The 9,484-nt window shown below is 69.1% G+C and carries 13 protein-coding genes; 4 read left to right on the top strand and 9 right to left on the bottom strand.

The features are described from left to right. From I4J89_RS48675 to I4J89_RS48655, 5 genes are all read right to left on the bottom strand, one after another. Positions 1 to 255: transposase (locus I4J89_RS48675; protein ID WP_196421034.1), on the bottom strand; the 255-nt coding region annotated here is incomplete at its 3' end. A gap of 440 nt (positions 256 to 695) precedes the next feature. Continuing rightward, positions 696 to 854, bottom strand: coding sequence for a dihydrofolate reductase family protein (locus tag I4J89_RS52185; RefSeq protein WP_196421036.1), 159 nt, complete (start codon positions 852 to 854; stop codon positions 696 to 698). Between the two features lie 299 nt (positions 855 to 1,153). Then, complete coding sequence (locus I4J89_RS48665; RefSeq protein ID WP_196421033.1) at positions 1,154 to 1,612, bottom strand: hypothetical protein; 459 nt, start codon at positions 1,610 to 1,612, stop codon at positions 1,154 to 1,156. Continuing rightward, positions 1,613 to 2,572 carry an MBL fold metallo-hydrolase gene (locus tag I4J89_RS48660; protein ID WP_196421032.1) on the bottom strand — a complete coding sequence of 320 codons (960 nt, stop codon included), beginning with the start codon at positions 2,570 to 2,572 and terminating at the stop codon, positions 1,613 to 1,615. A gap of 121 nt (positions 2,573 to 2,693) precedes the next feature. Further along, positions 2,694 to 3,563, bottom strand: coding sequence for a serine hydrolase (locus I4J89_RS48655; protein WP_309238804.1), 870 nt, complete (start codon positions 3,561 to 3,563; stop codon positions 2,694 to 2,696). 40 nt (positions 3,564 to 3,603) lie between these two features. Here I4J89_RS48655 and I4J89_RS48650 point away from each other — a divergent pair, with 40 nt between their 5' ends. Next, positions 3,604 to 4,575 carry a LysR family transcriptional regulator gene (locus I4J89_RS48650; RefSeq protein ID WP_196421030.1) on the top strand — a complete coding sequence of 324 codons (972 nt, stop codon included), beginning with the start codon at positions 3,604 to 3,606 and terminating at the stop codon, positions 4,573 to 4,575. A 353-nt stretch (positions 4,576 to 4,928) separates the two neighbouring features. Here I4J89_RS48650 and I4J89_RS48645 read toward each other — a convergent pair whose 3' ends face one another. Both I4J89_RS48645 and I4J89_RS48640 read right to left on the bottom strand, forming a co-directional pair. After that, on the bottom strand, positions 4,929 to 5,078 hold the full coding sequence (locus I4J89_RS48645) for a hypothetical protein (protein WP_196421029.1): 150 nt from the start codon (positions 5,076 to 5,078) through the stop codon (positions 4,929 to 4,931). Positions 5,079 to 5,095: 17 nt separating this feature from the next. After that, on the bottom strand, positions 5,096 to 5,983 hold the full coding sequence (locus I4J89_RS48640; RefSeq protein ID WP_196421028.1) for an NAD(P)-dependent oxidoreductase: 888 nt from the start codon (positions 5,981 to 5,983) through the stop codon (positions 5,096 to 5,098). Positions 5,984 to 6,143: 160 nt separating this feature from the next. Between I4J89_RS48640 and I4J89_RS48635 the strand changes: the two genes are divergently transcribed. Then, on the top strand, positions 6,144 to 6,497 hold the full coding sequence (locus tag I4J89_RS48635; RefSeq protein WP_196421027.1) for a winged helix-turn-helix transcriptional regulator: 354 nt from the start codon (positions 6,144 to 6,146) through the stop codon (positions 6,495 to 6,497). 375 nt (positions 6,498 to 6,872) lie between these two features. On the opposite strand, the gene I4J89_RS48630 is transcribed toward I4J89_RS48635, so the two are convergent. Together I4J89_RS48630 and I4J89_RS48625 are read right to left on the bottom strand one after the other, a co-directional pair. Then, positions 6,873 to 7,298: a DUF4267 domain-containing protein gene (locus I4J89_RS48630; RefSeq protein ID WP_196421026.1), complete on the bottom strand. Its 426-nt coding sequence runs from the start codon at positions 7,296 to 7,298 to the stop codon at positions 6,873 to 6,875. A gap of 89 nt (positions 7,299 to 7,387) precedes the next feature. After that, the gene (locus I4J89_RS48625) at positions 7,388 to 7,852 is read right to left on the bottom strand and encodes an anthrone oxygenase family protein (RefSeq protein ID WP_230860846.1); all 465 of its coding nucleotides are present in this window, start codon (positions 7,850 to 7,852) and stop codon (positions 7,388 to 7,390) included. Positions 7,853 to 7,925: 73 nt separating this feature from the next. Here I4J89_RS48625 and I4J89_RS48620 point away from each other — a divergent pair, with 73 nt between their 5' ends. After that, on the top strand, positions 7,926 to 8,504 hold the full coding sequence (locus I4J89_RS48620; protein WP_196421025.1) for a TetR/AcrR family transcriptional regulator: 579 nt from the start codon (positions 7,926 to 7,928) through the stop codon (positions 8,502 to 8,504). A gap of 372 nt (positions 8,505 to 8,876) precedes the next feature. After that, positions 8,877 to 9,484, top strand: a 608-nt coding sequence (locus I4J89_RS48615) for a hypothetical protein (protein ID WP_196421024.1), incomplete at its 3' end; no start/stop codon positions are given.

The following is a 9,484-nucleotide window of genomic DNA, read 5'->3' as shown; positions in this document are numbered from 1 at the left end:
CTGATAGCCGGCCACCAGCAATGCCTGCACCCACGGACCGTGGTCCGTCTCGATGCCAACCCGTACCCGGGCCGCGGCCTGGACCGGGTCGAGATCACTCCACTCGGCGGGCATGTGCTCAGCGACCAACGCATGCAGCCGGGCGATGCCGTCGAGTCCTTCGGGCAACCGCTTACGAACCAGCCGCTTGCCGTGCTCGTCGACCAGCTCGACATCATGGTGATCTTCGGCCCAGTCGTCTCCCAGGAACAACACTGCATCCTCCTGCCCGATGGACACATCCCGTCGAGTCGGCAGCGCGGAAGAGACCCCAGCGATCTAATGGTCAAGTGCTCACCGCGCACGCAGCCGGGGCACGTCATCCCATCAGTTGTCCAGTCTCCTCACGACCGGCAGGCGCACCGTCTGCCGCAAGACCTTCAAGGCCCGATCCGAAGAGTGCTGACCCGCCGGCCGCTACCGGAGCCATCCTGCACCAGCAGGCTGACAGAACCCATTAGATCCGGATGCCGGTATCGGCGAAAGTGACGCGATGACGAGGCGCACCGGGCGGCGTTTTGGCTGCCCGGTGCGCCTCGTCGTGACAGTTGGCTACGGCGCGGTGGTGACGAGTTCTCCCCGGCCGTCGGCGCCTGCCGGCCGTCAGTCCTCCGGCGCGCTGGTAGGTCTGCGCGATTACCCCTGTGGGGGGTGGACTACATGCCGGTCAAGCGTCGTGCCGCCGGGATGGTTCCGGGCTCGGACAGCCGCTTGCCCTTGCCGAGGATCACCGGGAAGGTCAGCAACCGGATGTCGTCGACGAGGTGATGGCGGAGCAGTGCCTGAATGAGCCTGCCGCTTCCGTGTACCTGCAGCGGCTGCCCCGGCTAGCGTTCGAGCGACGACAACTCGTCGAGCAGGTCACCGGTCAGCCGGTGCGAGTTGTTCCAGACCAGTTCGGTGGTGGTGCTCGTGGGCACGCATTGGGCAGGCCGTTTAGCTTGGCCGCGACCTGATCCTCCGGATCGGTGATCTTGGGCCAGTGCGCGGCAAGAAGCTCGTACGAGACTCGTCCCAGCAGGAACGCGTCCGCGTCGGCGAACCAGTCCACGACGAATCAGCGCCAGCGCGACGGCGACGCCGGTCAGCGTATGCCATCATCAGGCCACGCTCGTCACTCCCCGCGGTCGTCCGGTCGACGCGACCGTAACGCGGTGCGCTCGCGTTTCCTGGCCCGGTGATGGACCGCGGCGAGCCGGGCGGCCATGCCCAGGCAGGCGGCGACTAGGACGGCCAGGAGTACCAGCGCCGGGTTCACCCAGGCCGGGACCAGGTCGTAGTCGGCGTTGCATCGGTCGTGCAGGGGGAACCAGCGCGACGGTTCCCGCCAATGGGCGGCGCGGTAGGCCGGGTCGTAGGTGGTGCCGGACGTATGGCAGGACTCCTCCGGGTCCAAGCCTCCCGCGAAGGCCCCGATGAACCACGTGACGGCCGCGGCGAGGACGCCGAGCACGGCCGTCGCGACGAACCAGCCGGGCCTTCGCCACCGGCCGGTGAGCAGCGGCCGGCCCCACAGCCACAGCACCAGCGCCGCGGGGCCGGCGGCCACGAGACAACACCCGACGAGACCCATCTAGGCAAACGTGTACGGGGTCAGGTATTCCGGCAGCAGAATCCTGGTGCGGGGCGCCGCCTTCCGGACGGCGGCTAGGAACGCGTCGAGCCGCTTCCGGTCCTCGGGTGTGGTCGCCGGCGGGTTGGTCAGCGGGGTCTCGAAGTTGTCCCAGTGCACCGGCACGACGGTAGCCGGGCGGTCCAACGCCGCCAGCAGGCGGGGCACGTAGGCGTGCGTGGCGTCGGTGGCCGGCACGGCGATCATCGCGACGTCCGGGTTCAGGCCGGCGAGGTTGTGCTCGACGAAGTCGCTCGCGCCCATGAAGAACACCGACGGCCCGCCCCGGACGGTCACCTGGTAGGCGAGCGTGTCGCCCTCGGGCAGGTCGGCGATGCTGGCCGGCCGGTCCGGTACGGCCACGCAGACGCCGGGAAACGCCATCGAGTACGCGGCGTTGCGGCTATGCAGCGCCGCGACAACCGAGACGGTGTACTCGCCGAAGTCGAGCATCTCGCCACCCTTGACCGGGCTGAGTTGCCCGGCCGGCAGCCCGAGGGCCAACCCCAGGTGGTACGCGGTGAGCGTGCCGAACACCCGGGCTCCGGTGCGGCCGGCGATGTGCGGCACGTCGTTGAAGTGGTCCCAGTGGGTGTGCGTGACCAGGATCGTCTGAGGGCTGCCGGCGTGCTCGTCGACCCTGCCGGCGTCGACCCGGAGTGCGGCGGCCGGGTTGAACACCCCGTCGAACAGGCCGGTGTGGAAGCGGCTCAGGTAGGGATCGACCAGCACGGTCTTCGGGCCGATGTCGATGCGCCAGCCGGCGGTGCCGAGCCAGCGGAACGTCGCCGGCACGGCGGGCGGTCGGCGACCTTCCGCGGTGGAGGCGGAGGCGGCGGTGGGGCCGGTGGCCGCGGCGGCCAGGGCGGCGCCGGCGGCGGTGCCGAGGAACCGGCGCCGGCCGAGTCGTGAGTGGGTCATGGCGGGCAGCCAAGCACCGGCGGGCGGGCCTGGTCCAAGACGATCCGGCCGCACCGGCGATATCCGGCCGCGTATCGGCCCAGTACAGGAACCGCCCGCTCCGGCGCGGCCGAGACGCGGATCACATCTGCCGCAAGGCCTCGGCGGCCGCCCGGGCCGCCGCACCCATCGCCAGGTCGACGTCGATCTGGCGGGGGTTCAACCCCGAGGTCCGGGCGAAGACCGCGATCGCGTACCGGCCGCCGTCGGGGTATTCGACCACGCCGGCCTCGATGTGCAGTCCCGGCAGGGTGCCGGTCTTGGCGGCCACCCGGACCCCCGGCGGGAAGCCGGACGGCAGCCTGGTCCAGTGCAACTGCCGTGCCATCAGGTCCCGGACCATCGCGCAGGCGGCGGGCGGCCCGGCCTCATCGCGCCAGATCAGGGTCAGCAGGCGGGTGATCTCCCGCGCGGTGCTGGAGGTGGTGTGCTTGGGGTCGAAGGCCCGCAGGGCTCGGATCCGCTCCTCGGGCAGGGTGGCGAAGAGCTGGGCGAACTCGGCGGCGTCCCGAGCATCCACGTCGGCGAACATCGACTCCAGCAGCTGCCGCGGCCCGCCGACGACCCGGGTACGGGTGAGTCCCAACTCCGCGGCGAGCAACGGTACGACGTCCGGGCCCACCCGGCGCATCAGCAGATCGGCGGCGGTGTTGTCGCTCACCGACATGGCGAAGTACGCCAGGTCCCGTAGGGAAAGCTCGACGTCGTCCGCGCACCCGGCCACGCCCCAGCCGCCCAGCCGATCCCCGGTGCGCACCAGGATCCGTTCGGTGGGGTCGAGTTGCCCGGCCACGGCCTGCCGGGCGAACTCCAGGACTAGCAGGATCTTGAACACGGAGGCGATGACGACCTGATCGTCCGCGCGCAGGCCGACGTCGAGGCCGGTATCGACGTCGACCGCGTGCAGGCGCCCGTCGATGCCGGCCCGGTCGAAGATCTCAGTGATCAGCACGGCGCCACGGTAACCGGCGCGGCTCGCGTACCGTCGCGCCATGGATCTCCTCCGGCACCTGCGCCACTTCGTGACGGTGGCCGAGGAACTGCATTTCGGCCGTGCCGCCGAACTGCTCGGCATCGCCCAACCCCCGCTGAGCCAGTCGATACAGCGGCTGGAGCGGGAGCTCGGCGTCGAGTTGTTCGACCGTTCCCGGCGCCGGATCGACCTCACCCCCGCCGGCCGGCTGCTGCTCGACGAGGCGCGTTCCCTGCTGGCCGGCGCGGAGCGGATGCGGGCGGTCATGCGCATGGTCCGCGACGGCACGCTGGGTACGCTGCGCGCCGGCGTGCCACCGGAGACCCCCGCCGGCACGCTGCAGACCCTCCTGCGGCGCCTCGCCGACCAGGTGCCCGGGCTCGACGTCGACCTGCAGGAGCTCACCACCGGCGAACAGTTACGGATGCTCGCCGACGCCCGCCTCGACGTCGGCCTGGTACACCACCCGGTCGACGCGCCGGACCTGCGATTCGGCCCGGCCGTCCAGACCCGCCTCGGGCTGGTGCTGCCGCGAACGTCGCCGCTGGCCCGGCGGACCGAGGTGGCGTTGGCCGACCTCGCTGGCCACGACCTCGTGCTGCCGCCCCGCGCCACCGCGCCGGGCTGGCACGACCACGTCCTCGACGTGTGCCGCCGGCACGGCTTCACTCCAGCGCGGATCCGCCAGGCCCGCAACCCCGATTTTCTGCTGGGCCTCGTGCTCGCCGGGCACGGGGTGGCGTTCGAACCGGAGAGCGCCGCACGCCGGGAGCCACGCGTGGTCTGGCGGCCCGCCGCCGGCGACCCGCTGCACCGGACTACCTCGGCGGCCTGGCCGGCGCAGTCGCCCCACCCGGTAGTCGAGCAAGTCGCCGAGATAGCCGCGGCGACGCTGGCCGAGGCGGCACCGGAACCGCTGGCCGTTCCGCACGCCGACGCGGCCCGTCCCTGGAACGTCGTCTTCGCAACGCGGCACCGGGCAGCCGGTTGAGGCCCGGAGGAACCTCCGCCCTATCCGGGGCGTTGTCAACTCCGCCGACGGCGGACAAACATGGGAATCCAACTGGGTCATGGAGTTCACCCGCGCGTGACAGAGCGGCTCGGCCTGGAAGGGTCCAGCCGCGCCCCTACCGGCCACCCCCATCCGCCCGAGCAGTCAGCGACGAGCGAACGTCCGCACATCGGCATGTGCGTGCACTGGCCGGCGAGAGCGTCCGTGACACTCCGTGGCGAGCGACTCGCGGCAGATTAGTGCGTCGCTCTGGTGAAACGCTACGTGCGTTCGGGACCGCCGTCGCGTCGTACTTGCGATACGCCCAAGCGGCGCTGGCAGAGATGGATGGGTCAACGGTCCCGCTCATCGGCCTTTCTCGCGAACTTCATGACAAGCACTCCAGTGACGGCTCCCAGGCCGGAGACGAAAGGCGTGGGGCTCAGGTCGGTCGTCTCCTCGATCATCAATCCGGCGAACGCGGCGATGATTGTGCTCAGCATGGCGAGGCTTGTCCTGCTTATGCCTGCGCTGACTTTCTGAGCACTTCGGTGAGGGCCGAGATGCTGTGATCGCCATGGCCCGCCTCCGCCGCCCGCCTCAACAGGTCATACAGGGGGACAAGCCAGGTCGTGTCGACGTTCGCCTCCGTGGCCAGGTCATCGTCGTGGGCCGCGCCAGCGAGGAAAAGGTTCACGGAGGAGACGGCATTGGCGTAGTCCCCGCTGTCGATCTCCTCGGCATAGACCGGCAGCAAGGACTTGATCATGTCCAGCCACTTACCTGCGAACCGCACCATTGACTGTGCCTCGAGCCCGTGTGCCTGAACGGCGGCGGCGCCCTGGAAGAAACCGACAAGTGCGGGTAACAGGATGGCACCCACGGCCATCTCGTACAGGGCGGCCAGGTCGGCCCCGCCGCCCAGGTGCACGGTGTCGCCACCCAGCACCTTCAAAGTCGTCTCGAACTCCTCAAAGACGGTCTCGTCGCCGCTGTAGTACAGCAGGGTGTCCCGCGCTCCCACGGCCGAGGGCACATTCTTGACTGCTCCGGCGAGGAACCGGGCGCCATGACCGTTGACCCAGGTGGCCATCTGGCGGGCCCCGGCGGGAGAACCGCTGTTCAGGGTGACAACGGCCCGGCCCGGCAGGGACGTGACGGCCGGCTCCAGAGCCAGCCGAGTGTCCTCGAACGTGGTCAGACAGGTGATGACTAGAGGGCTTGCCGTTACCGCGTCCTCGATGGCTTCCGCATGGTTGGCCCCCATGGCGATCAGGGGTGCGGCTTTAGCGGCGGTCCTGTTCCAGACGGTGGTCGGGTGTCCGGCCTTGACGAATGCCTCGGCCAGCGCCGCGCCCATCGAGCCAAGTCCGATGATGGTCACCGAGGTCGGGTGATTGCCAGTCACGTGCGTACTCCAGTCACAGATGGAACAGAACAGTGAACGCGCCGCCCTCGATGCTGTTGGTGGTATTGCGTGGCGGCTGATTCATGCTGGGACCCATACATACATTTCTTCAAGTACTGACATTTTTGCCAGGTACTCACAAGAATGTAAGTATCAGCCGATGAAGAAGACGACGGAGCGAACGTTCACCTGCGGACTCGACGCTGCCATCGCCGTCATGGGAGGCAAGTGGAAGGGGCTGATCCTGTTCGCGCTTCAGGATGGCCCCCTGCGCTTCGGGGAGCTGCGACGCGCGGTCCCTGGCATCAGCGAGCGGGTACTGATCCTGCAGCTTCGGGACATGGAGACCACCGGACTGCTGCATCGCGAGGTCTATCACCAGGTCCCGCCCAAGGTGGAGTACTCACTCACCGAGTTCGGTCACACGCTCAACACCGCGATGGCACCGCTTGGGGAGTGGGGCGAGGAGAACATCGAACGCATCGAGGCCATCCCTTGGGACCAGGTCGGGTGACTGGCTTGGACACCGTCGCGTCCGAGGCCGGGATCAACAACGCCGATCCGAAGGCACCAACCGCGCCACCAAACCGTCGCCCGCGACGCCTACGGATCCCGCAACCCTGAAGCTCGCGGCTACGCACCCGCACCGCCAACACCGCGGGCATCTCAACACCGCTTAACTTCGAAGAGCCTGCAAAGAGGGCGACCCTCGGACTCAAGCGAGATCGGTCAACCCGATCACGGGAAAGCCCCAAGGCGGTCGGATGATTCGTTGGGGTTGTAGATCCCGGATCGTTTGCCTGGCCTCTCTCGGCGGGCGGTGACACGCGAACACCGGCACGCGCCAAGGTGACCCGGCCGGGGTCCGGGCCACCTCGGACCGATGGGATCAGGCGGGCTGCGGGGCGAGCGTTGCGGGAGCGGCCGCGAGCTTGCGGGTCTCGCGCATCATCAGCAGGCCGTTGACCACCATCAGCGTCGCGGTCAGGCCGTGGACGCCGAGCGCGGTGGCCACGGAGCCGTGGTGGGCCAGCACGGTGGTCATGTCGCCGTACGCGGCGAGGGCCTCCACCAGCAGCACCCAGCCCAGCGCCCGGCGGTGGCCTGTCACCAGCAGAATGCCCAGGACCAGGGCCAAGACGACGTCGCGGACTCCCTTGATGATCAGGAAGCCGCCGCCATCGCCGGACGGCCAACTTGGCAGGCCGAAGCCCGGCGCCGTCGTCTCCGGCCTCAGGATGAACTCCAGCCCGAACCAGAGGATGAAGAGGATGAAGGCGGCGGCCAGGACGGTGTTGATCTTCTTCAGCGGCATGGTGCTTCTCCGTGTGAGTCTGGATGGAGGTGAGGGTGCCGCGCGGCCGAGCGGTTGCGGCTGGCGACCGGGCGGGTTAGCCCGCCGGCTCAGGTGAGAGCGGCGACCAGCAGGGCGAAGGCGGCGATGATGACGGCGACGCGGACGTAGTGAAAGCGGTCCCAGCGGTTCATCTGCTGCTTCCAGTCGGCGGGCCGATTCTCGGGGGTCCACGTCTTGCTGCGGTTGTTGATCGGGACGAGCAGCAGGATCGACATGATCACGCTGAGGATCAGCAGTGCGCCGGCGGTGACGACCAGGCCGGCGCCGTGGTGGTGCCATCCGGCGATCGCCCAGACCCCGACGAGGACGAGCGAAGTGATGTACCAGACCGGCATCACGGCGCCGAGCATCCGGCCCCCGTGGGCGCGGCCGAGTTGGCCGCTGTCCTCCGGGAGGGCGTTGAGGATCGGGTTGATGACGAAGGCGACGGAGAACTCCACCCCCACCATCACGCCGACGACCACCGTGGTGACGACCTCGAGTGCGTTGAGCATGTTGACCTCTCCCGACATCTAGCAGTGCTAGGTTCAGAAGCGACGCTAGCACTGCCGCCGCTCGATTGTCTAGCGGTGCTAGGATCGGGTCATGTCGGTACAGGAACGCAAGGAACGCGAACGAGCGGAGCGTGAGCGCCTCATCGTGGCGACGGCCCGTGAACTCGCCGAGCAGCAGGGCTGGGACTCGGTCACCACCCGCCGGCTCGCCGAGTGCATCGAGTACAGCCAGCCCGTCCTCTACAGCCACTTCCGCGGCAAGCGCGAGATCATCGGCGCCGTCGCCCTCCAGGGCGCCACCGAGATGGCCACGGCGGTGCGGGCCGCGACCGCCGCCGTGGACGGCCCGCGCGAGCGGGTCGCCGCCCTCGCGCGCGCCTACCTTGACTTCGCCGCCCGCAACCCGGCGGTCTACGACGCCCTCTTCCAGCTCGACGGCGGTCTTGCGTACGCGCAGGAGGACACCCCGGAACCTCTCAAGGACGCTTTCGCCGCGCTACTGGAGAGCCTGGGCGAGGTCGCCGGGGACGGCGTCAACCCGGGGCTGTTCACCGAGGTATTCTGGGCGTCCCTGCACGGCCTGGCGACCCTGACCCGGACGGGACGGCTGCTGCCGCAGGACACCGAGCCGAGGGTGGAGCTGCTGGTGGACAGGCTCGCCATGCTCTGACACACCGTCCCGGCAGGCACGCCACCCGCCAGGGTCAAGATCCCGGACCTCGCCGCCGGTATCCGCGGGTCAAACCGAAGCCACCCGCCTTCCACTCAGCCCTGCCCTACGGCAAACGGCGGTCGGCAGCCCGAAACAGCACCAGGCCGAGGGCAGCCATCCTCAGCGGGGCTCCTGGTTGGAACCCTTCTCGTCCCGGCGGTGTCGATCATTCAGACCCGACCGGGAGGAGGTGGCCGTATGCCCGCCACACCGCGCCGCGAGCTGATCGTCTGCAGCGAAGCGAACCGGCCCCACGATGGGCTATCGCCTGACCGGCGGCCGCAGACCGCAGGTAGGTGGCGCCGCCGAGCTGGTAGCGCCTTGATCGCGGTGGCGTTGTTGGCGGCGATCGGCGTTTCGGTTACCCACGTGGCACCGGGCGGGAGAATCAGCCGGGGCAGCGGCGCGGTGCCGGCGGACGCGACGTACTTCCACGATGCCGTTACCGGAGTAGACGCCGGCGAGGTGAATGGGGCGCGATTCGATGCCCTCTTCGTCCAGTTCGTCGACCCGGAACACGGATTCGCGCTGACCGCGACGTGCCCCGGCGGTAAGCGGCTTTGCTCGTACGGACTGGCCGTCAGCATCGACGGTGGTCGCACCTACGAGAATCGGGCGCTCCCGTTGGCGAAGGTTCCACCGCTTGAGGGCTATAGCGCCGACCTGCACGCCGTCACCACACAGACCGTCGTGATCGAAGACCGCGGACAGTGGTGGGTGAGCATCGACGCCGGTCGTACGTGGCGGTCGGCACCGGACTCCGCGGCACGAAACGTCGCCGAGATCCCCGCCGCCGGGCGTCTGCACACGCGTTGTGCCGATACGAACTGCGACATCCGCGAACTAACGGTGATCGACCCGGACACCGGCATGCGCTTGAAGGTGCCCAACGTACCGCTGAAGCGGGTCCACGGATCGTCGGAGTCCACGATCACCCC

It is taken from the genome of Actinoplanes aureus, from assembly GCF_015704865.1.
Lineage (GTDB): Bacteria > Actinomycetota > Actinomycetes > Mycobacteriales > Micromonosporaceae > Actinoplanes > Actinoplanes aureus.
This window is presented reverse-complemented; position numbering and strand designations above follow the sequence as displayed.

Coding starts and splice junctions, on each gene's coding strand:
- I4J89_RS48665 (WP_196421033.1), bottom strand. CDS start 1,612: ATGGGTCTCGTCGGGTGTTGTCTCGTGGCCGCCGGCCCCGCGGCGCTG.
- I4J89_RS48660 (WP_196421032.1), bottom strand. CDS start 2,572: ATGACCCACTCACGACTCGGCCGGCGCCGGTTCCTCGGCACCGCCGCC.
- I4J89_RS48650 (WP_196421030.1), top strand. CDS start 3,604: ATGGATCTCCTCCGGCACCTGCGCCACTTCGTGACGGTGGCCGAGGAA.
- I4J89_RS48645 (WP_196421029.1), bottom strand. CDS start 5,078: ATGCTGAGCACAATCATCGCCGCGTTCGCCGGATTGATGATCGAGGAG.
- I4J89_RS48635 (WP_196421027.1), top strand. CDS start 6,144: ATGAAGAAGACGACGGAGCGAACGTTCACCTGCGGACTCGACGCTGCC.
- I4J89_RS48630 (WP_196421026.1), bottom strand. CDS start 7,298: ATGCCGCTGAAGAAGATCAACACCGTCCTGGCCGCCGCCTTCATCCTC.
- I4J89_RS48625 (WP_230860846.1), bottom strand. CDS start 7,852: ATGTCGGGAGAGGTCAACATGCTCAACGCACTCGAGGTCGTCACCACG.
- I4J89_RS48620 (WP_196421025.1), top strand. CDS start 7,926: ATGTCGGTACAGGAACGCAAGGAACGCGAACGAGCGGAGCGTGAGCGC.